The sequence below is a fragment of the Nitrobacter sp. genome, from assembly GCF_051535235.1.
Taxonomy (GTDB): domain Bacteria; phylum Pseudomonadota; class Alphaproteobacteria; order Rhizobiales; family Xanthobacteraceae; genus Nitrobacter.
Genome location: NZ_JBPPLZ010000012.1, coordinates 1 through 23,082, shown reverse-complemented (window position 1 = coordinate 23,082; position 23,082 = coordinate 1). Strand labels below are relative to the sequence as shown.

Sequence of the window (23,082 nt, the reverse complement as noted above, 5' to 3'; positions counted from 1 at the left end):
ACGCTACAATATGGCGTGACTCGCGCGCAAGAGTCCGGCCCGGCGGCGTCCACATGTTCTGCAAAAAATCGGAAAATCGGCGCTTTCTGCGACTTTCACGCATCACCGTCGTGCAAGGGAAATATTGACAGTGATCGCTGCGCACCTAGAATAACCTCACGTGCCGCCCGGAAAGGCGGCACGTTTCGTTTCCGGAGCCGACAGTTGATCGATCGCCACAGCGCGGTCGGATCGATCCGCTCCCACCATCAACCGGCAAACGTCATGACCACAGCCGCGTCCCATCTGTTGCCCGTTTTCGCAAGGGCCGATCTCTCGTTCGAGAGCGGCGAGGGCGCGTGGCTGGTCGGTTCCGACGGCGGCCGCTATCTCGACTTCACCAGCGGCGTTGCCGTGAACGCGCTCGGCCACTGCCATCCGCATCTGGTCGCCGCGCTTCAGGCGCAGGCGGCAAAGCTCTGGCACGTCTCGAACCTGTTCAAGTCGCCGGACGGCGAGCGGCTGGCGGCGCGGCTGTGCGAGCAGAGCTTTGCCGATTTCGTCTTCTTCGCCAATTCCGGTGCCGAGGCGGTGGAGTGCGCGATCAAGGTGGTGCGTCGCTATCATGCCTCCAGGGGTCATGCGGAACGCTATCGCATGGTCACTTTCGAAGGCGCCTTCCACGGCCGCACGCTGGCGACGCTGGCCGCCACCGGCTCGGCGAAATATCTCGAAGGGTACGGTCCGCCGGTGGACGGCTTCGACCAGGTGCCGCTCGACGATATCGAGGCCGTGAAGAAGGCGATCGGTCCCGCGACCGCCGGCATCCTGATCGAGCCGCTGCAAGGCGAAGGAGGCGTGCGCGAGCCGTCCCATGCGTTCTTTCGGGCGCTGCGTCAGATCTGCGACGAACATGGCCTGCTGCTCGTGTTCGACGAGGTGCAGACCGGCATGGGCCGCACCGGCGAGCTTTTCGCTTACAAGCGCATCGGTGTCATGCCGGACGTGATGTCGCTGGCGAAGGCGCTCGGCGGCGGCTTTCCGATCGGCGCCTGTCTGGCGACTGCGGAAGCCGCGTCCGGCATGACGCCGGGCTCGCACGGCTCGACCTTCGGCGGCAATCCGCTCGCGGTCGCAGCCGCCAACGCCGTGCTCGACGTGATGCTCGAGCCTGGATTCCTCGAGCGGACGCGGAGGATGTCGCTGCTCTTGAAACAGAAGCTGGCTTCGGTCGTCGATCGTCACCCGAATGTGCTGAGCGAGGTGCGCGGCGAGGGACTCCTGATCGGCCTCAAGGCGGTGGTGCCGTCGGGCGATCTGGTCGGCGCGCTGCGCGCGGAAAAGCTTTTGACGGTCGGCGCCGGCGACAACGTGGTGCGTCTGCTGCCGCCGCTGATCATCGGCGAGACCGAGATCGAGGAATCCGTGCGGCGGCTGGAGCGGGCCTGCGCCAGGCTTTCCGGCGCGCGCGCAAAAAAGGAAGCGGCTCAATGAGCAAGGCGCCGCGGCATTTTCTCGACCTGTTCGACGTACCGACATCGGAACTGCGCGCGATCCTCGACGCCAGCGTGGCGATGAAGAAACAGCGCAAGGCGGGCCGGACAACGGACAGGCCGCTCGAAGGCAAGACGCTGGCGATGATCTTCGACAAGCCCTCGACGCGCACCCGGGTTTCGTTCGACGTCGGCATGCGCCAGCTCGGCGGCGAGGCGATCATGCTGACCGGGGCCGAGATGCAGCTCGGGCGCGGAGAGACCATCGCCGATACCGCGAAGGTGCTGTCGCGTTTCGTCGACATCATCATGATCCGCATCCTCAGCCATGACGCGCTGACGGAACTGGCGGCGCACGCGACCGTGCCCGTCATCAACGGACTGACGCGGCGCTCGCATCCCTGTCAGGTGATGGCTGATGTGATGACGTTCGAGGAACATCGCGGGCCGATCAAGGGGCGCACCGTGGCATGGACCGGCGACGACAACAACGTGCTGGCGTCGTGGGCCCATGCGGCGGAGCGCTTCGGCTTCAACCTCAACATCGCGACCCCGCCGGAGCTTGCGCCGAACAAGCCGCTGAAGGACTGGATCAGGTCGAGCGGGGCGTCGATCAGGCTCGGCACCGATCCCGAAGCGGCGGTGCGCGGCGCGGACTGCATCGTCACCGATACCTGGGTATCGATGGGCGACAAGGACGGTGAGCACCGTCACAACCTGCTTCGGCCCTATCAGGTGAATTCAAAGCTGATGGGGCTCGCCAGGCCGGACGCGCTGTTCATGCACTGCCTGCCGGCGCATCGCGGCGACGAGGTCACCGACGAGGTGATCGACGGGCCGCAGTCGGTGGTGTTCGATGAGGCAGAAAACCGCATGCACGCCCAGAAGGGCATTCTGGCCTGGTGCCTCGCGACGGGATAATCGCGCTTCGGCTTCTCTTCAGATGTCAGTGCGAGCCAACGGGCCGGCGCAAAGCGCCGCCCGATGATAAGCTCAGCGAGAGCTGCAGGCCGCTCGTGAAGCGATGATCGCCCGCGCGCTAAAGTCTTTCCGCTTCTGATGGAAACAGGAGCGGAGCTCTATGATTTTGTTTTGACGCGTTTTCTTCACGCGAACCGGTACCCACTTCGTTCGAAAACGCTGTAATGCTTACGCCACCAGGTCCCGGGTCTTCTCGGCGCGCTTGCGCTCGTTGGGGTCGAGGTGCTTCTTGCGCAGGCGGATCGACTTCGGCGTTACCTCCACCAGTTCGTCGTCCTCGATATAGGCCAGCGCCTTTTCCAGCGTCATCCTGATCGGCGGCGTCAGCCGCACCGCCTCATCCTTCGATGTGGTGCGGATGTTGGTGAGCTGCTTGCCCTTGAGGACATTGATCTCGAGATCGTTGTCGCGGGTGTGCTCGCCGACGATCATGCCGCGATAGACCTTCCAGCCCGGCTCGATCATCATCGGTCCGCGATCTTCGAGCTTGAACATCGCATAGGCCACCGCTTCGCCCTGATCGTTGGAGATCAGCACGCCGTTGCGGCGGCCCTGGATGTCGCCCTTGTATGGTGCGTAGCCGTGGAACAACCGGTTCATGATGGCGGTGCCGCGGGTATCGGTGAGCAGTTCGCCCTGATAGCCGATCAGGCCGCGGGTCGGCGCGTAGAACACCAGCCGCAGCCGGTTGCCGCCGGACGGCTTCATCTCCGTCATCTCGGCCTTGCGCTCGCTCATCTTCTGCACGACGATGCCCGAATGCTCCTCGTCGACGTCGATCACGACTTCCTCGACCGGCTCCAGCCATTCGCCGGTCGCCTCGTCCTTGCGCAGCACGACGCGCGGGCGTGAGACCGAAAGCTCGAATCCCTCGCGGCGCATGGTCTCGATCAGGATTGCGAGCTGCAATTCGCCGCGGCCGGAGACTTCCATCGAATCCTTGTCGGTGGCTTCCGTCACGCGCAGCGCGACATTGCCCTCCGCCTCGCGCAACAGCCGGTCGCGGATCATGCGGCTCGTCACCTTGCTGCCCTCGGTGCCGGCAAGGGGCGAATTGTTGACCATGAAGGTCATGGAGACGGTCGGCGGATCGATCGGTTGCGCCGGCATCGGCGTCTCGACAACGAGATCGCAGAAGGTGTCGGCGACGGTCCCCTTGGTCATTCCTGCGATGGCGACGATGTCGCCGGCTTCTGCCTCGTCGAGCGGCGTGCGCTCGAGGCCACGGAACGCGAGAATTTTCGAGATGCGGCCCTGCTCGACCAGCTTGCCGTCGCGCGCCAGCACCTTGATGCTCTGGTTCGGCTTGATCGTGCCCGAGGTGATGCGGCCGGTGATGATGCGGCCGAGATAGGGATTGGCCTCGATGATCGTTCCGATCATGCGGAACGGTCCGTCCTCCACCTGCGGCGGCGGGACGTGCCTTACGATCAGATCGAACAGCGGCTGCATGCCGGCGTCCTGCGGTCCCTCCGGGCTGTCCGCCATCCAGCCCTGCTTGGCCGAACCGTAGAGGATCGGAAAGTCGAGTTGTTCGTCGCTGGCGTCGAGCGCTGCGAACAGATCGAACACCTCGTTGACTACCTCGCTCGGACGCGCGTCCGGACGGTCCACCTTGTTGATGACCACAATCGGCTTCAGGCCGACTTTCAGCGCCTTCGACACCACGAACTTGGTCTGCGGCAGCGGACCTTCGGCGGCGTCCACCAGCACCAGCGCACCGTCCACCATGTTGAGGATGCGCTCGACCTCGCCGCCGAAATCGGCGTGGCCCGGCGTATCGACGATATTGATGCGGGTGTCCTTCCATTGCACCGAGGCCGCCTTGGCCAGGATGGTGATGCCGCGCTCGCGTTCGAGGTCATTGGAATCCATTGCACGTTCGACCACGCGCTGATTGTCGCGGTATGTGCCGGATTGTTGCAGCAGGCGATCCACTAGTGTGGTCTTGCCGTGGTCGACGTGAGCGATAATGGCGACGTTGCGGAGATTCATCGGAATGGTTCTTCTTGATCGGGGAAAACCGCGCATCGCCCGGATGTCGGGCGGCGGTTCGTCCTGCGGGGAATAAGGTCACGGGAACGGGCGCGGCGTGATCGGTTCACGCGGCAAAAGCGGTCAGGGTTTGGTCGCTTCCGGCCAGGTCATTGGCGCCACTTGTTGTCGGGAATGCCGGATGGATGCGAACCGCGCATATTGCGGCTCCGGCTTTTTTCGCTGCGACGCTATATAGCGGGAAATCGTCAAAAAACAATGCGCCGTTTGCCGTTTGGGGAACTCATTTGGCCGGCGCCACGGCCTCCTGGGCAGGTCGGGCCTCTTCCATCGGGTAAACTCCGCGCAAAACCTCCTCGAAATGGCTTTTGACCGCGTCGTTGCAGAGGCAGGCGCGGGCAGTCAGGGCATCCCGGTTCCGCACCAGGATGGCGCCGCGCCGCGTCTCCAGAACGCCCTCGGCCTTGAAAGTCTGGATCACGCGGCTGGCATAGCTGCGACCGACGCCCAGCATGGTGGAGAGTTGTTCGTGGGTAAGCGGCACGAGTTCGCTGTCGGTCCGCTCACTCGCCGCGAGAATCCACTTGGCCGTGCGTTGCTCGATCGAGTGGATGGCGTTGCAGGCGGTGGACTGAAAAACCTGGGCCAGCATGCAATCGGCATAGCGGGCGAACAGATTGCGCAGCGAATGGGACTTTGCCTTCGCGGCCTCCAGACTGGCGACGCGCAATCGGACGAAGGGGCCGCCCACCTTCACCGTGATCCGCGTATAGGCCGGCAGGAATCCGTGGCTGACGATGCCGCCGACGGCGCCTTCCCGTCCGACCAGAATGGTTTCGGCATCGCGGCCGTCTTCGTTGGGAACCAGAAAGGACGCGAGACTCGCTCCGCAGGGAAAGTGGACGATTTCGACATTGTCTCCGGGATTGTAGAGCAGATCATCGCTTCCCGCGGTGGTGGTGACGAGACAGGGCTCGATCAACCTATAATCGGCCTGGCTGAGCCGGCGCAGGAGGTTGTTGAACGGGCGATCCTCGTTCGCCTGCGAATCCTGCGGTGCGGCCATGCTGCGTCTCCTGTTCCCGGGACCCTAGCCAAAGCGGCTGATGAATTATGTTCAAAAGTGAACAGACAACTCCTTGACGGTATGGTCGGTTCCGGGCGGGAACCAGAGGGGAAGTCCCTCGTCGGCGTCCAAGGAATTTCAGCTATTGGATCAGATCTATGAAGCCCATCGTTCCCGGTGTTGCGGCGGCGACGTCAGCCGGCATGCCCGGCGACATCCTGATCGTGGAGGACGACGCCATCATCGCGCTCGACTTCGAGCAGACGGTCGCGGAATTCGGCGTGACTCGGGTCCGGGTCGCTTCAAGCGTCGCGCAGGCGCTGGTGATGATCGCCGAACGTGCCCCCGACTTCGCGCTTCTCGACATCGGTCTCTCCGAGGAAAAAAGTTTTGCTGTCGCCAAGCGGCTGGCCGTTCTGAACATTCCGTTTGTCTTCGTGACCGGCTACAGCGGCGACAAAGTCTTTCCGCCGGAATATTCAGGTCGGCCGAGGCTCCCGAAACCGTTTCTGCGCGATGAATTGTTCTCGGTTCTGTCGAACTGGCAAACTGCAGCGCAAGACGGCCCGCATTGATCGGGGCCGCTGCGTGTTGCGGGGTTAAGATCCTGCAAGGTCAAGGCGGCTTCGCTGCGGTCGAAGCCGACCCGGGTTTGCGTCAGCGCAACCTTATGCAACGTATTGAAGGTACCATTCCGCGGCCCGCGATCCCGGACACCGGGAAACTGATATGGTTCGAGCGGAACGCCGAGGAGATACTCATGGCCATGCCAGCCGCGGAGAACTTGAGAAACACGCCGTCGGCGATCTGGTCGATGGCCTTCAGACCGTTTTTCCTGATGGCCGGCGTGTGGTCGTCGGCGGCACTCGCGGGGTGGATCGTCATGCTCACGATGGGGATCGCGCTGCCCAGCCGCTTCGATCCGCTGACATGGCATATTCACGAAATGCTGTTCGGGTTCGTCATGGCGGCGATCGCCGGCTTTCTGTTGACCGCGATCCCGAACTGGACCGGCCGGGCGCCGATCAGCGGCTGGCCGCTTGCTTCGCTGGCAGCGTTGTGGCTCGCGGGCCGCATTGCATGTCTTGTGTCGGCATCGATCCCCTTCGGGCTTGCGGCGACAATCGATCTCGCTTTTCCGTTCGTGCTTTGCGCGGTCTGCGCCCGCGAAATCGCCGCCGGGCGGAATTGGCGCAACATGCCCATGCCACTTCCCATCGCCGTTCTCGGCATTGCCGATCTCTTGATGTATCTGGAACTAGCCGGTTTCGCCGTGCCGGCGGGTCTCGGATGGCGTCTCGGGTTGGCTGCGATCGTCGTCCTGATTTCGGTCGTCGGCGGACGAATCATCCCGACATTCACACGCAACTGGCTGACGAAGCGCGGAACGCCCGTTCTTCCCGCCGGACACGGCCGGGTCGATGTCGTCGCGCTCGCGGCGCTCCATGCCGGAATGATCGGCTGGGCCTTTTTTCCGAAGTTTTCGCCTGTCGGCGGGCTTCTGGTTGTCGCCGCGGTGCTCAATCTGTGGCGGCTTGCGCGCTGGCGCGGCATCGTCACCTTGTCCGAACCGCTGTTGACGGTTCTTCATGCCGGATATCTCTGGGTCGTCATCGGCGCGGCTCTTTTGGGCGCATCGATGATGAGTTCCCATGTTCCGGAAGCCGCGGCGATCCACGCATTGACCGCCGGCGCCATCGGCACCATGACGCTCGGCGTCATGACCCGCGTTTCGCTCGGCCATACCGGCCGCGCGCTCGCAGCGGACAGGATCACTACGCTGGTCTATCTGCTTGTGATCCTTGCCGCGGCCGCCCGCGTGATGGCCGCCATTGGATCGCTGCCTGCCCTGCTTGAGATTTCAGCACTGCTATGGATCGGCGGCTTCGGCCTGTTCGCCCTGCGATACGGACCGATGCTGCTGGCGCCCCGTGCGGATGCCGGTCGAAATGGCGGATGATCTCGCTACCGATCGACGTTCAGCACCTCGCCGGTGAGGGCATCCACGTCGACTTCCATATAGCGGCCGGAAATGTCTCGTCCCTCGATCTGCCACTCGTTACCGGCGAACTCGGTGTCGGAGACGGTGACAAGGCCGATGTCGGTTGCGACGGCGAGAGCATCCTGCATCGAGAGAAGGCTGCCCGAATCATAGGCCATCGCGGGAGTGGCGGCGCCGAGTACGACAGCGGCTGCCAGAGACACAATGTATGTTCGCATGGGATACTCCTCGTCGAGTTGGTCGTTGCGCCGTCGGATGCACGCAACACCCCATAGAACCGGCAGCCTCCACATGCGTTCCGCGGCGACGAGCTTGTGAACGTCGGCGTCTGCGGCATTTTCCTGGCGGTTTCCCGGCGAGCGAAAGGCGAATGCATCGGTTTGCGACGACGTGCTCGCCGGACGTGTCCTCCGCCAAAGAAGGATCAATCGCAGAACGGATGTTGTTATTGGCCGTCGGTGGCTGTCTCGACCCGGCATTGCATCATGCAGTGCAGCCCGGTGCGGAGAAACGCGATCTCAGATTTTCCGTTGAACGGGCGCAGGCCAACATTCAGGAGCTGCGTTCCGAATCCCGGCTTGCCCGGCGCAGTGATGATCGGGCCGCCCGACTCGTCCCAGACAATCGACAGGATGTCATCGGTAATTGTCCACGACACATGAAGAAGACCTTGGGTCGTGGAGAATGCACCGTATTTTGCGGCATTGGTGGCGAGCTCGTGAAACATCAGCGCCAGGCTGACCGCAAGTTTCGCCGGCAGGAACAATGGATCGCCGTCCAGAGTGAAGCGGATGTTGCCGTAGGGACCGAGTTCCAGCCGCAGGAGATCGATGATGTCGCAGCCGCGACCGTCGGTGCTTGCGATCAGGTCGTCGGTTGCCGACAACGCGTGCATGCGGCTGTCGACTCTGTTCCATGCCGCAGGATAATCGTGGAGTGCCTGCCTGATCACCGCGTGAATGGTGGCGAGTTTGTTTCTGAGCCGGTGTTGAAGCTCTTTCACCACGAATTCGCGATAGTGTTGTTCCTTGTCGAGGCGTGTTGTGAGTTCGCGATAATGCGTCACCAGCGAACGGTGGCGTCGTACGCCAAGGATGACGAGCGCCGCGACGATGAAATAGACCGCGATGAGCACCGCCGCGGCCAGCCCCTGTGCCGCTCCGCCGAAATCCAGCATGAGACCGAGAACCGCGCCGCCGATCGCGGCGGCAATTCCGGCCCGTTCTCCGCCGAACGCCGCGGCAACGAGAACAGCGGGAAGATAGGGGCTGTAAGGTACATCGGGACGCAACAGCGAAATTCCGAACCGGAACGCGGTTGAGAGCGTCAGGCAGACCGCCGTGAGCCCGAAGCCCAGAAATGCGGGAGGCTCGGAGACGCCCTGCCATCCGTGCCGGAATTCCTCGATCCACTTCGCCATCAGGCTCCCGATTGCATGTCGCCACGGTGCTAAAGATGTCAGCGATGCGAGAACGCACCTACTCCGTCAGCCGGACGCTGTTTCGAAGCGAACATCGCGTCACGCAGTTTAGCTCAAAGCCGGGCCGTGGATGCACTTTTCTGTCGCAGGATCAATCGCACCGAACCTACGTGGGTTGGTGCCCTCGATAGGAGCGACATGATCCTCCGATTCGAAGGAGATCACAAGTTCGTCAATCCGCACCGAATGCGCCGGCGATATCTCGTTTTGCATTAATGTGCCCGCATTCCGCGGACGGCTTGTTGAATCAATCCCTGCGCCGGGTTGGCCTCGCGGAGACATCGACGTGGAGAGATCGAAATGAAACCGAGCTACCGGAAGCATCTGAACGTCCTCCTGCCCGCGTTCGGGGCGCTCGGCATTATGCTCGGACTCGTCGCCTACTCGCCGAAAATATATCGCGTGTTCTGCAGCGCGACGGGATACGGAGGAACGACGCAGCGGGCATATGCGGATCCGACCGTCACCTCCAAAAAGACCGTTACGGTCGTGTTCGACACCAACGTCGCGCCGGGTCTGCCGTGGCGGTTCGAGCCGGAGCAGCGTACCGTGACGGTTCATCTCGGCGAGCAGAAGATGGTTTTCTTCACGGCCGAGAATCTGAGCGACGAATCGATCGTCAGCCACGCGACATACAATGTCACGCCGACCACGAGCGGGCCCTATTTCAATAAAATTCAGTGCTTCTGCTTCAACGAAGAGCGCCTCGATCCACATCAGAAGATCGAGATGCCGGTTGTCTTTTTCGTCGATCCGGCCTTTGCGGAGGATCCGGACAACCGCGCTGTCGATACGATCACGCTCAGTTACACGCTTCTTCGGTCGGTGAATCCGTCGCAAAGCAAGAACCTCGCGCGCTTCCTGCCCAATGCGCCTCCCGATCCGGTTCACGGCAAGCAGCTTTTCAGCGAGCGATGCACGGCATGTCACGAACTGGATGCCAACAAGACAGGTCCCCGGCTGGCCGGCGTGGTTGGCCGCAAGGCAGGCACTGTCCCCGGCTATCATTACTCGCCGGCGCTCCAGAACGCCGGTCTGGTCTGGTCCGGGGATAATCTGGACCGCTGGCTGGCCGATCCGAAGAAATTCGTGCCCGGAGCACGAATGCCGGTGCGCGTGCTCGATGCGCCCTCACGTCACGATCTGGTCGCTTATCTGCAGTCCGCTGGCCAAAAGAGCAATCGAGCTGGTTCGAACAAGGCCGCGCCGGGCGGAGAATTCTAGCGCCTTTCCGCGTCCGGCAGAATCCGGAGCGGGCTCTGATTTTGATTGGAGGCGTTGCCGTGCGGACCGGTTTCCGTCTTCCGGTCAAGCCTGGAGACATGCCCGCTCGAGAACGCTGGCGGTCGATTTCGGACGAAAGCGCGCGCAACGCGGCGATTAAACCCGCCCTGCCCAGCCTTGGGAAGGGATAGCGGCCTGCGCGCTGGCAGACGCCGCTTTTACCGGAAAGCTGAATATGATTCGGTGTATATCTCACGCCACCCCGGCGGCCGGGGTTGGCTGAAGATTGCTGCGAACCTCATCACCGTCAGGAAATTGGCTGGATCGCCATGGACACATCACATTTAGCCGAACACGTCGGAACCGTCGGCAGTCTGGCCGCTTCGGTTTTCATTGTTGCCACCTACACCATGCGGACCATGATTCCGCTGCGTGTGTTCGGCATGCTGGCAAATCTCGTTCTCATGATCACGGCGATCCCATTTCACAGCGTCCTGCAATTCGGGCTTCACGCCGTGCTGTTCTGTCTTAACGGCTACCGCCTGCACCAGATGTTGCAACTCATACGCGACGTGAAGAAATCGGTGAACAGCGACCTGTCGATGGACTGGCTGAAACCGTTCATGACCGAGCGCAAATGTGAGGCCGGCGAAATGCTGTTCTACAAGAACGAGAAAGCGGAGACGATGCTCTACATCGTCAGTGGCCGGTATCGCCTGGTCGAGTCGGGCATCGAGCTTCCGGTCGGCGCGATCGTCGGTGAACTCGGCATGTTGTCTCCTACCAACGAGCGCACCCAGTCGCTCGAATGCATCGAGAGCGGCACGGTGCTCAGCGTCAGCTATCGTCAGGTGGAGCAGCTTTACGTCCAGAATCCCGAATTCGGATTCTACTTTCTGCGGCTGGCCAGCGCACGGTTGTTTCAGAACATCGGCAAGCTCGAGGAACGGCTTGCGGAACGTCAGGCGCCGGCTGTCGCGACGCCTGGGCTGGCATGAATTTCGGCGTTCCCAAAGTCGCTGGTTTTCTGCCTGCAATCCGTTCGATCTTCGCCGATGTCCTTGGCGACGACAATGATCCGAATCCGGAACTGCCCGCAGGGCTCCCCGAGGTAGTCGCGGCGGTCGCGGCCGAAGCCGTGAACAGGCTGATCGATTATCAGGGACCGGGCTACGCGCAACTCTATGTCGCCCGGCTGAGGCGCTTCATCGGCCGGCGCAACGTCGATGACGCCCTGTTTGCCGAGATCGCGCGGCTGTTGGCCATGCGCATGGCTTACGACGACGCCGTCCGAATGGCGCAGCTTAAACTTGCCGAGGCCGAAGCGGGGCGGGGCATTCCGCCGGACGATGTCCGCAGGCTGCGTCTCGACGAACTGGTGTCGTCGCTGCCGGAAACGGTGGCCGATTACGCGCTCTGGGTCCTGGCGTATCCGGGATGGCTGCACCTGCCGGTCACCATGCGGTTCAGCGCGGCAAGCCGCTTGCGGCGTCGCCGCCTCCGCATCGAAGCCGCGCTCAAGCGATGGCGGTTGTCCTCCCTCCGCTACGCCAGAGAGCGCGCCTGGGTGGAGCGCTGGCTGCACATGATCGATCGCAGCCTGACGAAGCAGCCTGCCGCGGTCGCCGCGGTGGTCGCGACAGCCGAGATGGTGCGGGGTTACGGCGATGGTTACGTGCAGAGTCTGAAGGACTGGAATTTGATCGTCGACGATCTCATCAAGCCGACGCTCGAGGGCGCATTGTCCTGTCCGGATCTGGCGGGCGCCTTAGCCGAGGCCCGCGCGGCCGTGGATTCGGATCCGCGGCAGGAATCCTTGAAGCACGTTATTTCGGGGATCAGGAAGCGGGCGGCCCGCGCTGGCGCCTGAGCCGTGGTTCTTCAGAGTGTGACGTCCGCCAAGATACTCGCAAGAAACGGATGCGAATGTTAAAATCGATTCACCAGTGTCCCGATTCCGAAGCTCGCTTCTCCTTGCAGTAACCTTTGATGCGAACTTCGGAATCGGGACACTGGTGATTTTATAGTTCTGGTGTGGTTTAGGGTTCAGACGTTCGCCTGACGGACTCGCAGGGCGATGAAGCGAACGTCTGAACTACTACACTGACAGGGGCGTTCGGGTGCTGCTTCCCTCATTGTCGTCGACGATTGTCGTTGGTTCGCTGGCTGGCTGGATGGCCGTGCTGACCGTCAAGCACGTGATCGCCGATTTTGTGCTGCAAAATTCGTGGATGGCGATCGGCAAGGATCAGAAGACCGGCTGGGCGCTGCCGCTGCTTGCGCACTGCCTCGTGCATCTGGCGCTTGCGCTGGCACTGATTTTGGTGATCGCGCCGCGCTTCTGGTTTCTCGCATTCGTCGATTTTGCGATCCATATCGTCGTGGACCGCGCCAAGGGTTTCATCTCCTCGACCTTCGAGGTGACGCAGGAGCGCCAGCACCCTTGGTTCTGGACGCTGATCGGCGTCGATCAGGCGCTGCATCATCTTACCGGCTTCGGCCTGTCGGTGGTCATGGCCTTCAACGCCTGACCGGCGCTCCGCGAATCGTACCAACGCCCCGCCCTCTGATTCGGAACCGGAATGCAAGGCCGTCCGGCCGCTCTTTGTGCGGGTGGTTAACTTCTCGTTAGGAAATTGCGTTGCATCCTCTTGATCCAGGAGAGTTTCCATGTGGTCGAGTCGGGACGCTTTCGAGAACGATATATGTCCAGTCAAGGATGATCTGTTGGGCGCCATGTATCGTGCCAACGAGCATGGATTGCCTCAGCTCATCGCCAGCGTCGCTCCGGATGTACGAGCGATGCTGGCACTGTTCTGCTACCGCCGGAGCCATCTGCATACGCTGGCGCTGTCGATCGCCTCGAGTTGCTCCGAGCGCGATCTGATTCAACTCGGCGGTCGCGTCGGCTCCACGCTGTTCGCGCTGTCGCGTGAAGCCCGGCAACCCCATGCGGCGCCCGCCGCGCACGGCCAACGCAAGCCGATCACGCTTTCGACCAGACCGCTCAGCACGTTCGCTCCGCTCGACGACCAGATCGACGACGACGAGGTGGTGCTTATCCCGGCGTAGCCCGCGCCGCCGCATCGGTGATTGATCGGGCACGCCTCGCAAGCGGCCTCGTTTGCGAACCTATTTCTTCTCCTTCACGATGACGCCCGGCAGCGTGAGACTGCCTGACGCAACCTTGTAGGTGCCGGTGACGCACAAAAGCGGAGCCTTGCCGGTTTCGTTGACCTGCAGATGCGCGGCGACGGCATCGAAGTTGATGTTCTCCGCGCCCTTGACCGGCACGGTGATGCGCACCGTCTTGCCTTTGATGATGGGGCTCATACCGGGGCTGTCGAGCGCCAGCGGCAAGCCGGGGGCGGTGGCCGGCATCAGGTCCTGGCCCGGCGAGATGTCCAGCACCTTGAGGCCGCCGGCGCAGGCCTTGTCGTTGGCCAGCACGACCCAGTGCGAATGCCAGCCGGCGCCGTCGTTGCTCGGGTCGCCGTCGCCGTTTTCGTCGAACAGCGGCGTATCGTCGAAATCCGGATGCGCGGTAATGGCCAGCGCCAGGATGCCCGAGCCCTTCGCAAATCCGACCGCCGCGGGATCGAGCTTGGTCGGCCAGACGTAGGCGTCCACTTTAGCTCCGGCGAGTTTGCCGACCTTTTGCGGCTTCAGCGACCCGGCGTCGCCGCTGACTTCCATGGCGAAGGTGGCGAGCCGTCCGTCGGTCGTGGCGGAGGCACTGGTGACGTCGAAGGCCGGCGGTACGGCGGCGTCGGGCCTGGCGTGGATGTCGTGGGCAAGGGACGAGGTTGCCAGGGCGCCTTGCATAAGCGCAGCGGCGAACGTTCCCGCGGAAAACCTGATGACCGATGAAGGCATGCAATACTCCGATTGATAATATCGAGTCGATACCATATGGTGTGACTGACAATCTGGATTGAGTCAATGAAAAATAGCGAGTCGCTACCATCTGCGTCGCATGAGGCGGCCTATCTGATCGGCCGGCTCGACCGGCTGAGCCGCAGCGGCGTCAACATTGCCGGGCTTAATCCCGCGCAGTGGGAGGCGTTGCGCTACCTGTCGCGCGCCAACCGCTTTTCGCGCACGCCGGCGGCGCTGGCCGATTATGCCGGCTCCACCCGCGGCACCATTTCCCAAACCCTGATCGCGCTGGAGCAGAAGGGGCTGGCGTCGCGGCAGGCCAGCCGGCGCGACGGCCGCTCGGTCGAATTGGCGCTGACCCGGCGCGGCGAGGCCGTGTTGAGAGACGATCCGCTGAGGCAACTGGCGGACGACATCACGGTCGGCACCGGCGGCGATCCCGCCGAACTGCTGGCGACGCTGCAGGCCGTCCTGTCGGCGATGATCGCGCGCAATAACGGTCGCGCCTTTGGCATTTGCCGGACCTGCCGGCATTTTCGCTGCAATGCCTTGCCGGGCCATGCCGCGCCGCATCATTGCGCGGTGCTCGACGAGCCGCTCTCCGATGCCGACAGCGGCGCGATCTGTCAGGAGCACGAAGCCGCGGCCTGAACCGGCACGTCGCGCGTCGGCCGCATGAGGACCAGACCCGCAGCGCTGCCGATCAGACGGCATCAACCAGAATGGCGCGGATGTCGTTGACATTGGTGAGGGTCGGACCGGTCAGCAGCAGATCGCCGGTGGCTGCGAAGAACGCGGTGGCGTCGTTGTTGGCGAGATAGGCGAGGGGATCGAGGTGTTGCGCGCGCATGGTCGCAAAGGTGCGGGCATCGATCACGGCGCCGGCCGGATCGGTCGCGCTGCCCGCGCCGCCGTCGGCGCCGTCGGTGTCGGCCGCCAGTGCCGAGATGCCGGGCGTATCCTTGAGTTGCGATACCAGCGACAGCGCGTATTCCTGGTTGGGTCCGCCGCGCCCATCGCCGCGCACCGTCACCGTAAGCTCGCCGCCTGACAGGATCGCAAGTTTCCGTCCGTCAGCGCGCGCCTTCAGCGCCACCCTTGCATGATCCGCGGCGACATCGCGGGCCTCGCCTTCGAGATCGGCGCCGAGGTCGACCACCTCAAAGCCGGCATCGCGCGCGAGCCTGACGGCTGCGGCGAGCGAGACGCCGGGGCGCGCGATAATCTCGAAGCGGGCGCGCGCGAAGGCGGTGTCGCCCGGCTTGCAACTCTCGTTGGCCGGGTCGTTGAGGGCGCGGATGACGGCGTCGTCGAGCGTGAGATTGTACTTAGCGACCAGCGCGCGGGCGTCGGCCAGCGTGGTCGGATCGGGCACGGTCGGGCCGGAGGCAATGTCGGCCGGTTCGTCGCGCGGCACATCCGATATCGCCAGCGTCACGATCTCCGCGCATCGTCCCGCCCGCGCCAGCCGCCCGCCCTTGATGCGCGACAGATGCCGGCGCACCGTGTTGACGTCGCCGATCGGCGCGCCGGATCGGAGCAAAGCGCGGTTGACCTGCTGCTTCTGCGCGAGCGATACGCCGTCCACGGGCGCGATCCAGTTGGCCGATCCGCCGCCCGACAGCAGGACCAGCAGCAGATCGTCGGGGGTGGCGCTGCTCGCGAGCCTCAAGCTGAGATCGGCGCCGCGCAGGCTCGCCTCGTCGGGCACGGGATGGCCGGCCTCGATCGCTGCGATGCGGCGTGTCGGAACGCCGTGGCCATGACGTGTCGTGGCCATGCCAACCAGACGTTCGGGGTCGAGTCCCGCGGCGTCGAGGTAATGCCGTTCCACGACCGCGGCCATGGCGGCCGCGCTTTTTCCCGCGGCAAGGCAGATCACGCGACCTTTCGGGGCGCGCGGCAGGTGCGCATCGAGAATGTTGTCGGGATGAGCGGCGGCCACGGCCGCGTCGAAGATCGCGCGCAAAAGGTTGCGTTGTTCGGTCATGGCTCGGATCTTGCGCTCGCACGGTGCAAAAAAGGACTGACGGGTTGAACAGCCCGCTGTTATCCGCCGGATTCGGCCGCAGGGAAACCCGTCTGGACGCTGGAACAATATTGGGTTGCGCCGCACGTGCCTTGCTGACACGCGAGAACAGGCCGAAGTTCATGGAGGCGGATGTTCGGATATGCGCGCGCGGTCCGTATGTGTGTTCGCAGGCGCCTTCACTCATACCAATGTCTAAAGCGGTTTTCGTCGTACCTTCGTTTGTTTCACGTTGACCGCGTCGCGCCACCCGGTCACTTTCTTCCGAGCAAACGGGAGAACGATCTGATGGGTTCGAAATTCATCGTTGCCGTTGCCTTGTCAGCCGCCGTCCTTTCGGTCCCTGCCGCCCACACGCAGCAGTTCATCAACGTGCTGACCGGGGGAACCTCCGGCGTTTACTATCCGCTCGGCGTCGCCATCGGCAAAATATACAGCGACAAGATCCCGAACGTGAAAACCCAGGTCCAGGCGACCAAGGCCTCGGTCGAGAATCTCAATCTGCTGGAGCAGGGGCGTGGCGAGATCGCCTTCACGCTCGGCGACTCGCTGAAAGCGGCGTGGGAGGGCGACGCCGAGGCCGGTTTCAAGACCAAACTGACCAAGCTGCGGACCATCGGCGCGATCTATCCGAACTATATCCAGATCGTTGCGACCGCGGACAGCGGCATCAAGACGCTGGCCGATCTCAAGGGCAAGACTCTCTCGGTCGGCGCGCCGAAATCAGGGACCGAACTGAACTCGCGGGCGATCCTGAAAGCGGCGGGCATGGACTACAAGGATCTCGGCAAGGTGGAGTATCTGCCGTTCGCCGAGTCCGTCGACCTGATGAAGAACAGGCAACTCACCGCGACGCTGCAATCGGCCGGTCTTGGCGTCGCTTCGCTGAAGGATCTCAGCAATTCGAGCGACATCGTCGTGGTCTCGGTGCCGAAGGAAATCGTCGACAAGATCGGGCCGCCATTTGTCTCGGCGATCATTCCGGCCAACACCTACAAGGGGCAGGACAAGGACGTTCCGACCGCGGCCGTCGTCAATTACCTCGTCACCAGTTCGGCGGTGTCCGACGATCTCGCCTACCAGATGACGAAGCTGGTCTATGAGTCGCTTCCCGACCTGATTTCAGCACACTCGGCCGCGCGCGGCATCAAGCTGGAAGACGCTGCGATGAATAGCCCGGTTCCGTTGCACCCCGGCGCGATCCGCTACTTCAAGGAAAAAGGACTCATCAAGTAGCGCCGGCCGACGGTTGGGCCAGCATTATTCCGGAGACGGCGCGGCGGGCGTGATCGATGGTGTCCGCCGCCGGCGTATGTCGTCGAAACGACTGAATTTCGGACGGAGGATTGAAACAAGGACCGGACACGGTGTCCGCCGAGAGGTTCGAGATGTCGCAGCCGCAAGCCGCCGCGGCACCCGTCACGCAGTTCGATAATTTCGAACACGGATTCCCCGCAGGGTTCGGTCCCGGCGGCTGGGGATACCTTGCTTACGCCATCGGCATCGCGTTCGCCGCCTTTCAGATCGTGATCGCGGCCTGGAACGTGCTGCCAAGTCAGGTGGTGCGTGGCGTTCATGTCGGCTTCCTGATCCTGATGACGTTCGGGCTGGTGGCCAACTTCACCGCGAAGAGCAATGCGGGCCGCGCGCTCGGCTGGTTCATCGGCGGCATCGGATTTCTGTGTGGCCTCTACCAGTGGATATTCTACGCCGACCTGATCCTGCGTGACGGTGACCCCACCACGCTCGATCTTGTGGTCGGAACCCTGCTCGCCGTGCTGATCTTTGAAGGCACCCGCAGGCTGATGGGTCTCGCGCTGCCGCTGATGTGCGGCGCGTGCATCGTCTACTGGTTCTTCGGGCAATATCTGCCGGCGCCGTTCAATCATCGCGGCTATGCCTTCGATCAGATCATCACTCATCTGTCCTACGGCACTGAAGGGTTCTACGGCGTTCCGATCTACGTGTCCGCGACCTACATCTTCCTGTTCATCATGTTCGGCTCGTTCCTCGAACGCGCCGGCATGATCCAGCTCTTCACCGACGTCTCGCTCGGGCTGTTCGGCCGCACCCGCGGCGGGCCCGCAAAGGTCGCGGTGATCGCGTCGGGCCTGATGGGCACGATCTCGGGCTCCGGCGTGGCGAACGTGGTCACGGTCGGCCAGTTCACGATTCCGCTGATGATCAGGTTCGGCTATCGCCGCGCGTTCGCCGCGGGCGTCGAGGCCACCGCCTCGATGGGCGGGCAGATCATGCCGCCAGTGATGGGCGCGGTCGCCTTCATCATGGCGGAAACGCTCGGCGTCGATTACTCCGTCATCGTCAAGGCCGCCGTGATTCCGGCCGTTCTCTATTTCGCCTCCGCATTCTGGATGGTGCATCTCGAAGCCGGCAAGAACGGGCTCGTCGGCATGGCGCGGTCGGAGATCCCCAGCGCCTGGAAGGCGCTGGTCGATCGCTGGTTTCTCGTGCTGCCGCTGGCCGCGCTGGTCTACATGCTGTTCGAGGGGTTCACGCCGCTCTACGCCGGCATCATCGGCCTGTCGCTGACGGTGACGCTGATCCTCGGCGCCAGCATCGTGCTCGGCCTGCCCAACAAGGCGTTGCGCTATGTGTTCTGGATCGGGCTTGCGCTGATCGTCGGCGTGTTGTCGCGTAACGGTCTCGATATCGTGTTTGTATCCTACGTGATTGCGGGCCTGGCCCTGCTCAGCCTGCTGACGCGGGGGGGACGGGCCACGCTGGGAGCCTGCCGCGACTCGCTCGCCGAGAGTTCCAAGTCGGCGCTTGCCGTCGGCATGGCCTGCGCCATCGTCGGCACCATCATCGGCATGATGACGCAGACCGGCGTCGGCACCGTCTTCGGCGGCTGGGTGATCGGTCTTGGCGCCAGGAGCCTGTTCCTGGCGCTTATCATGACGATGCTGCTGTCGATCCTGCTCGGCACCGGCATTCCGACCATCCCGACCTACATCATCACGGCCTCGCTCGCCGCGCCGGCGCTCGCCAAATTGGGCGTTCCGCTGATCGTGAGCCATATGTTCGCATTCTATTACGGCATCATGGCCGATCTCTCGCCGCCGGTAGCGCTGGCGGCGCTTGCGGCCGCGCCGATCGCCAAGGAAAATCCGGACAAGATCGGCTGGGAGGCGATGCGGATCGCGCTGGCCGGCTACGTGATTCCGTTCATCGCGGTGTATTCGCCGTCGCTGATGTTGCAGGCCGGCGATCCGATGGCGGCCGAACTCGGCTTCTACGGCGCCGTGGCCTATTCGACCGTCAAGGCGCTGGTGGCGATCGGATTGTTCGGCATGGTCGCGATCGGCTACCTGTTTACACGAATGAGGCTCGTGGAACGGGTCATCGCATTTGTCGCCGCACTCTGCCTGCTCGGTGAATTCCAGTACAGCGACTGGTTGGGCTACGTGTTGACGCTCGCGATCCTGGTGTGGCAGTGGCGGCAACGATCCCGGTCCGCGGCGGCTGCGACATGAGCCTTTGCCTGATCTCGGCGGGTGTCACCAAGGCGCTGGCGCTTGCGGCGTTCACGCTGGTGTGGACCCATTCGATCGAAAAGGTCGACTGGCAGGAAGACTGGCGCGTCACGCCGCTTGGCCTCGAACTGGTGGAAGCGCGCGTGAAGGGCTCGGGCGCCGGCATGGAGCCGCCGCCGGAGGCGCGGCTCATCGATGGCTGGTTTCAGTGGCGGCCGAAGCGCGCTCCGATGCCGCAACTCGTGCTCGGCAATTCAGGCCTGGCCGGCGAGTGGCGGCTGTGTGTGGACGGAAGCTGTCGCACCTTGTCCGACATCCTGGGCCATCCCGTGGGCGTTCACATCACGACGCTGCGCGCATGTGAGCAACCCTCACATTGAGCCGACATGCGGATCGGTTTTCTCCCGGCTTTGATCACCCCGCCTCAGCGGTTGGTGATCTGGCGGGCTTGCGGCAGGGCAGGGGAGCCCGCGGCATCCGACACACGGGCGCCGGCATTGCGGCTGTTCATCATCGCCTCGAGCCGGTCGCGTTCTTTCTCGAAACTGGCAAGGAGCGGACCCTCCAGCGACCGCCCGCGCGGAAGCCTGACGCGCATCGGGTCGACGAAGCGGCCATTGACCAGGATTTCGTAGTGGACGTGCGCTCCGGTGGAGCGGCCCGTCGAGCCGACGAACCCGATCACCTGGCCCTGCCGCACGCGCTTGCCGGGCTCCATGCCCTTGGCGAAGGCGGACATATGACCGTAGGCGGTTTCATAGCCGTTGTTGTGCTTGATGCGGACGTACTTGCCGTAACCGCCTTCCCATTCGGCTTTCTCCACCACGCCGTTTCCGGTCGCGAAGATCGGCGTGCCGTACGGCGTGGCCCAGTCGACGCCGGTATGCATCTTCACGTAGCCGAGGATGGGGTGACGCCGAATGCCGAAGCCGGACCGCATGATGGCGCTGGCGACCGGCTTGCGGACCAGGAACTTCTTCGCGCTCTTGCCGGTCTCGTCGTAGTAGTCGACGACGGCGTCATCGGGGGTCTGGAAGCGATAGTATTTCTTTGTCTCGCCGCCGACGGTGAGCGAGGCATAAAGCACCTCGTTCTTTTCGGTCGTCGGCGTTGCCTCATCGTCGCCGGCATAGAAGACGTCGAACGAATCGCCGGGCTGGACCTTGCGCTGGAAATCGACGTCATAGGAGTAGATGCGGACCATGTCTTCGATGATCGCGGGCGGTACCTTGTCGCGCAACGCGGTCTCATAGATGCTTTGATAAAGCCGGACGCCGCTGCCATCGTCGTCATCGTCATCGTTATTGTCGGCAATCTCTCCGCCCGAATTCATGCTTGTGACGTCGACGGCGACATAATTGCCGAGATCCGACAGTGCGGCGACGGCCTCGATCGTCGAGTCGTTCGCCACGATCACGCGATAGGGCTGAAGCCGCTGGCCGGGGCCCGCGGGCGCCATCAGGATGCGCAGCCTCTCGCCTTCCCTGAGGCCGCCGTCGCGGCCGCGCGGCCCCAGCGTCGCGGCGATCGACCTCGCTTCTTCCGGCGTCGCGCCCTGGTCGCGCAGCACCGAGACGACGGTGTCGCCTTTCTTGACCAGATGCACGCGCTCGCCGACCGGATTGCCGCCGGTGAGCTGATCCTTGGTCTTCGGGAGCAGCGTCACGTTTTCGGGAACGATGCGGGCTTCAAATCCGGCATAGGGATCGACGCCGCCTTCGCCGGCATAGGCCATCTTGATGCTCGACGTCGCGCCGGCGGCGTCGGCCGTCGCATCGGCCATGGTGTACCTCACGCCGCTGTTGCCGCGCCAGTTCGAGGCATCGCGCACCCGTCCCATGATTTCATCGATCGGAATCGTGGTCGCGATCTTCGCCTTCGGCAGCAGCGGCGCGAGGTCGCGGGTGACAAAGGAGACTTCGGCGTCGGGTTCGGCCGCGGCGGCCGCATTGGCATCGTCGGATCCGCTTCGGGCGGGGCTTCCGACGTCGGACAGCAGCCGCTGGGCGTTGAACGGCGGGATTTTCGCGCTGAGGTCGCTGGTCGCCATCGACAGGTTGCCGGACACGCGAACGAAGGGCCGCACGCGCATCACGTCGCGGCTGCCGGCGCGGGTCACGGTCGATACGCGGATAACCTGCCTTGCGGCGGCGGCCTCGCTCGGCGGCGGCAGGCGGTCGCTTTTGTGCAGGCTGGTTTGATGGTCCCCGGCGCCGACCGAGCCGCGCAGCGCGCCTTCCACGCGCTCGGGCATCCTTGCAAAGGTGGTCTCGCCATCAAGCGACGCGAAAACGGCGCCGCCGATGAGGGCCGCGCCGCACAAGCCTGTGAGAATGGTGCCGCTGAACCACTGCACGGAGATGCGGCGGCGATCGATCACGGCTGCTTCGGATCCATCGGCGGACAGCGGCGGTTCGTGGCCGAGGTCGATGGTCCCGGTCTCGCGTCCGCCATGTCCACCGCGTGCCGTATTCAAACCGTTGTCCCCCGATGTCCGCCTGCGACCGGCTAAATTCCTGCACCTCGCGGACTCCAGCTCCCCCCGGAGGAAGGCGCGATAGAAACCGCGGGTTTTTCATGCTCGTCCAAGACTCGCGTGCACGCCGTGCCGAGCGGAGTCGCGAACATCAATGGCGTCTGAACCCCTTGATGCGTCACGGTGGCCTGGATGAGGCGATGCGCTTGCCGATCGCCCTCTCCTGAAGCCACCGAAATCCTGCTGCCGGCCGATGCCCCCTAGCAATCGGCGATTCAAGACTTATTTCCTTGTGAGAACGTCGCAGGAATGTGGCTCAAGTACGGCGTGAGTCCCATGACGGGCAGGGCTTTTTCGCGCTGCGAAGGAGTTTTGCCCAGGGCAACAATTTGTTGACGATGGGCGTTGACAAGCGTCTGAGGGTGGGACTATAAACCGCCCACTGAGCGCGGCGCTGCTTTGGCCTTTGCCAAGGCATCTAGCTACGCCTGTGAAGCTCCTCACTAGGTTGAGTGAATCAACAGCCGATAGCCATCGGTTGTTATTTGTCGTCCGATGAGTGCTTCACGTGGCTTCCAGCGATGGAAGTTGGGTCCTCGGACTCGGGCTGTTTGACAAGTGAAGATGAAGAAAGAGAAACGTGGACGGCGGAGTCCTTGCGGGTCTCGATTGTAGAAAAGCTTCGGCTGTTCTGCATTTGAGGCCGGACGAAAGACTTCGGCGGTACACGTTTCAAAGGTTACACCATCGTCATCAGCGATGTGAATCGCGGATGTCTGTCTGATTCAATTCGCAAGAATTGGGTCAGCAAAAAAATGGTGGGACCTCGTCAAACGTTGTGATCAGCCGGTTCAAAGTTCAAGTCCAACTTGAGAGTTTGATCCTGGCTCAGAGCGAACGCTGGCGGCAGGCTTAACACATGCAAGTCGAACGGGCGTAGCAATACGTCAGTGGCAGACGGGTGAGTAACGCGTGGGAACGTAC

20 protein-coding genes and 1 rRNA gene are annotated in these 23,082 nt (G+C 63.2%); 14 read left to right on the top strand and 7 right to left on the bottom strand.

The features are described from left to right. The first annotated feature begins 264 nt into the window (after positions 1–264). Positions 265–1,473 (top strand): aspartate aminotransferase family protein, encoded by a 1,209-nt coding sequence (locus tag ACS3WA_RS13795; RefSeq protein ID WP_438279133.1) that lies wholly within the window; start codon positions 265–267, stop codon positions 1,471–1,473. Beyond that, positions 1,470–2,393 carry an ornithine carbamoyltransferase gene (gene argF / locus ACS3WA_RS13790; RefSeq protein ID WP_438279086.1) on the top strand — a complete coding sequence of 308 codons (924 nt, stop codon included), beginning with the start codon at positions 1,470–1,472 and terminating at the stop codon, positions 2,391–2,393. The genes ACS3WA_RS13795 and argF overlap by 4 nt, the downstream gene beginning before the upstream one ends. Positions 2,394–2,621: 228 nt before the next feature. On the opposite strand, the gene typA is transcribed toward argF, so the two are convergent. Both typA and ACS3WA_RS13780 read right to left on the bottom strand, forming a co-directional pair. Beyond that, complete coding sequence (typA, locus tag ACS3WA_RS13785) at positions 2,622–4,448, bottom strand: translational GTPase TypA (RefSeq protein WP_438279085.1); 1,827 nt, start codon at positions 4,446–4,448, stop codon at positions 2,622–2,624. A gap of 283 nt (positions 4,449–4,731) precedes the next feature. After that, positions 4,732–5,514, bottom strand: a complete 783-nt coding sequence (locus ACS3WA_RS13780) for a Crp/Fnr family transcriptional regulator (protein ID WP_438279084.1) — start codon at positions 5,512–5,514, stop codon at positions 4,732–4,734. A 158-nt stretch (positions 5,515–5,672) separates the two neighbouring features. On the opposite strand from ACS3WA_RS13780, the gene ACS3WA_RS13775 reads away from it, so the two are divergent. Beyond that, positions 5,673–6,089: a response regulator gene (locus ACS3WA_RS13775; protein WP_438279083.1), complete on the top strand. Its 417-nt coding sequence runs from the start codon at positions 5,673–5,675 to the stop codon at positions 6,087–6,089. Positions 6,090–6,274: 185 nt separating this feature from the next. Beyond that, positions 6,275–7,474 (top strand): NnrS family protein, encoded by a 1,200-nt coding sequence (locus ACS3WA_RS13770; RefSeq protein WP_438279082.1) that lies wholly within the window; start codon positions 6,275–6,277, stop codon positions 7,472–7,474. Between the two features lie 5 nt (positions 7,475–7,479). Here the strand turns inward: ACS3WA_RS13770 and ACS3WA_RS13765 are convergent, their stop codons facing one another. Both ACS3WA_RS13765 and ACS3WA_RS13760 read right to left on the bottom strand, forming a co-directional pair. Continuing rightward, the gene (locus tag ACS3WA_RS13765) at positions 7,480–7,734 is read right to left on the bottom strand and encodes a PepSY domain-containing protein (protein ID WP_438279081.1); all 255 of its coding nucleotides are present in this window, start codon (positions 7,732–7,734) and stop codon (positions 7,480–7,482) included. A 227-nt stretch (positions 7,735–7,961) separates the two neighbouring features. Further along, complete coding sequence (locus ACS3WA_RS13760; RefSeq protein ID WP_438279080.1) at positions 7,962–8,936, bottom strand: sensor histidine kinase; 975 nt, start codon at positions 8,934–8,936, stop codon at positions 7,962–7,964. A gap of 360 nt (positions 8,937–9,296) precedes the next feature. Here ACS3WA_RS13760 and ACS3WA_RS13755 point away from each other — a divergent pair, with 360 nt between their 5' ends. The 5 genes from ACS3WA_RS13755 to ACS3WA_RS13735 all read left to right on the top strand — a co-directional run bounded on the left by ACS3WA_RS13755 (position 9,297) and on the right by ACS3WA_RS13735 (position 13,292). Then, positions 9,297–10,220 carry a cytochrome c oxidase assembly protein gene (locus ACS3WA_RS13755; protein ID WP_438279079.1) on the top strand — a complete coding sequence of 308 codons (924 nt, stop codon included), beginning with the start codon at positions 9,297–9,299 and terminating at the stop codon, positions 10,218–10,220. A gap of 329 nt (positions 10,221–10,549) precedes the next feature. Beyond that, positions 10,550–11,218, top strand: coding sequence for a Crp/Fnr family transcriptional regulator (locus tag ACS3WA_RS13750; protein WP_438279078.1), 669 nt, complete (start codon positions 10,550–10,552; stop codon positions 11,216–11,218). After that, complete coding sequence (locus ACS3WA_RS13745) at positions 11,215–12,090, top strand: DUF6537 domain-containing protein (protein WP_438279077.1); 876 nt, start codon at positions 11,215–11,217, stop codon at positions 12,088–12,090. Before ACS3WA_RS13750 ends, ACS3WA_RS13745 begins: the two co-directional genes overlap by 4 nt. A gap of 304 nt (positions 12,091–12,394) precedes the next feature. Further along, entirely contained in the window at positions 12,395–12,751 is a 357-nt protein-coding gene (locus tag ACS3WA_RS13740; protein ID WP_438279132.1) for a DUF3307 domain-containing protein, read from the top strand. 139 nt (positions 12,752–12,890) lie between these two features. After that, a complete protein-coding gene (locus tag ACS3WA_RS13735; RefSeq protein ID WP_438279076.1) occupies positions 12,891–13,292 on the top strand; it encodes a hypothetical protein in 402 nt (133 codons plus the stop codon). Between the two features lie 60 nt (positions 13,293–13,352). Here the strand turns inward: ACS3WA_RS13735 and ACS3WA_RS13730 are convergent, their stop codons facing one another. Then, a complete protein-coding gene (locus ACS3WA_RS13730) occupies positions 13,353–14,096 on the bottom strand; it encodes a hypothetical protein (RefSeq protein ID WP_438279075.1) in 744 nt (247 codons plus the stop codon). A 66-nt stretch (positions 14,097–14,162) separates the two neighbouring features. Here ACS3WA_RS13730 and ACS3WA_RS13725 point away from each other — a divergent pair, with 66 nt between their 5' ends. Continuing rightward, the gene (locus tag ACS3WA_RS13725; RefSeq protein WP_438279074.1) at positions 14,163–14,750 is read left to right on the top strand and encodes a MarR family winged helix-turn-helix transcriptional regulator; all 588 of its coding nucleotides are present in this window, start codon (positions 14,163–14,165) and stop codon (positions 14,748–14,750) included. A 52-nt stretch (positions 14,751–14,802) separates the two neighbouring features. Here the strand turns inward: ACS3WA_RS13725 and ACS3WA_RS13720 are convergent, their stop codons facing one another. After that, positions 14,803–16,089, bottom strand: coding sequence for a glycerate kinase type-2 family protein (locus ACS3WA_RS13720; RefSeq protein ID WP_438279073.1), 1,287 nt, complete (start codon positions 16,087–16,089; stop codon positions 14,803–14,805). Positions 16,090–16,416: 327 nt separating this feature from the next. On the opposite strand from ACS3WA_RS13720, the gene ACS3WA_RS13715 reads away from it, so the two are divergent. The 3 genes from ACS3WA_RS13715 to ACS3WA_RS13705 all read left to right on the top strand — a co-directional run bounded on the left by ACS3WA_RS13715 (position 16,417) and on the right by ACS3WA_RS13705 (position 20,002). Continuing rightward, complete coding sequence (locus ACS3WA_RS13715; protein ID WP_438279072.1) at positions 16,417–17,364, top strand: TAXI family TRAP transporter solute-binding subunit; 948 nt, start codon at positions 16,417–16,419, stop codon at positions 17,362–17,364. Between the two features lie 152 nt (positions 17,365–17,516). Beyond that, a complete protein-coding gene (locus ACS3WA_RS13710; protein ID WP_438279131.1) occupies positions 17,517–19,622 on the top strand; it encodes a TRAP transporter permease in 2,106 nt (701 codons plus the stop codon). Beyond that, positions 19,619–20,002, top strand: coding sequence for a DUF1850 domain-containing protein (locus ACS3WA_RS13705; protein WP_438279130.1), 384 nt, complete (start codon positions 19,619–19,621; stop codon positions 20,000–20,002). Before ACS3WA_RS13710 ends, ACS3WA_RS13705 begins: the two co-directional genes overlap by 4 nt. Before the next feature lie 44 nt (positions 20,003–20,046). Here the strand turns inward: ACS3WA_RS13705 and ACS3WA_RS13700 are convergent, their stop codons facing one another. After that, entirely contained in the window at positions 20,047–22,098 is a 2,052-nt protein-coding gene (locus tag ACS3WA_RS13700) for a M23 family metallopeptidase (protein WP_438279071.1), read from the bottom strand. A gap of 865 nt (positions 22,099–22,963) precedes the next feature. Between ACS3WA_RS13700 and ACS3WA_RS13695 the strand changes: the two genes are divergently transcribed. Further along, positions 22,964–23,082 (top strand): 16S ribosomal RNA (locus ACS3WA_RS13695); the annotation flags it as partial.

Excerpts from the sequence above, each read along its gene's own strand:
- ACS3WA_RS13795 (WP_438279133.1), top strand. The coding sequence starts at position 265 with ATGACCACAGCCGCGTCCCATCTGTTGCCCGTTTTCGCAAGGGCCGAT.
- argF (WP_438279086.1), top strand. The coding sequence starts at position 1,470 with ATGAGCAAGGCGCCGCGGCATTTTCTCGACCTGTTCGACGTACCGACA.
- typA (WP_438279085.1), bottom strand. The coding sequence starts at position 4,448 with ATGAATCTCCGCAACGTCGCCATTATCGCTCACGTCGACCACGGCAAG.
- ACS3WA_RS13780 (WP_438279084.1), bottom strand. The coding sequence starts at position 5,514 with ATGGCCGCACCGCAGGATTCGCAGGCGAACGAGGATCGCCCGTTCAAC.
- ACS3WA_RS13775 (WP_438279083.1), top strand. The coding sequence starts at position 5,673 with ATGAAGCCCATCGTTCCCGGTGTTGCGGCGGCGACGTCAGCCGGCATG.
- ACS3WA_RS13770 (WP_438279082.1), top strand. The coding sequence starts at position 6,275 with ATGGCCATGCCAGCCGCGGAGAACTTGAGAAACACGCCGTCGGCGATC.
- ACS3WA_RS13765 (WP_438279081.1), bottom strand. The coding sequence starts at position 7,734 with ATGCGAACATACATTGTGTCTCTGGCAGCCGCTGTCGTACTCGGCGCC.
- ACS3WA_RS13760 (WP_438279080.1), bottom strand. The coding sequence starts at position 8,936 with ATGGCGAAGTGGATCGAGGAATTCCGGCACGGATGGCAGGGCGTCTCC.
- ACS3WA_RS13755 (WP_438279079.1), top strand. The coding sequence starts at position 9,297 with ATGAAACCGAGCTACCGGAAGCATCTGAACGTCCTCCTGCCCGCGTTC.
- ACS3WA_RS13750 (WP_438279078.1), top strand. The coding sequence starts at position 10,550 with ATGGACACATCACATTTAGCCGAACACGTCGGAACCGTCGGCAGTCTG.
- ACS3WA_RS13745 (WP_438279077.1), top strand. The coding sequence starts at position 11,215 with ATGAATTTCGGCGTTCCCAAAGTCGCTGGTTTTCTGCCTGCAATCCGT.
- ACS3WA_RS13740 (WP_438279132.1), top strand. The coding sequence starts at position 12,395 with ATGGCCGTGCTGACCGTCAAGCACGTGATCGCCGATTTTGTGCTGCAA.
- ACS3WA_RS13735 (WP_438279076.1), top strand. The coding sequence starts at position 12,891 with ATGTGGTCGAGTCGGGACGCTTTCGAGAACGATATATGTCCAGTCAAG.
- ACS3WA_RS13730 (WP_438279075.1), bottom strand. The coding sequence starts at position 14,096 with ATGCCTTCATCGGTCATCAGGTTTTCCGCGGGAACGTTCGCCGCTGCG.
- ACS3WA_RS13725 (WP_438279074.1), top strand. The coding sequence starts at position 14,163 with ATGAAAAATAGCGAGTCGCTACCATCTGCGTCGCATGAGGCGGCCTAT.
- ACS3WA_RS13720 (WP_438279073.1), bottom strand. The coding sequence starts at position 16,089 with ATGACCGAACAACGCAACCTTTTGCGCGCGATCTTCGACGCGGCCGTG.
- ACS3WA_RS13715 (WP_438279072.1), top strand. The coding sequence starts at position 16,417 with ATGGGTTCGAAATTCATCGTTGCCGTTGCCTTGTCAGCCGCCGTCCTT.
- ACS3WA_RS13710 (WP_438279131.1), top strand. The coding sequence starts at position 17,517 with ATGTCGCAGCCGCAAGCCGCCGCGGCACCCGTCACGCAGTTCGATAAT.
- ACS3WA_RS13705 (WP_438279130.1), top strand. The coding sequence starts at position 19,619 with ATGAGCCTTTGCCTGATCTCGGCGGGTGTCACCAAGGCGCTGGCGCTT.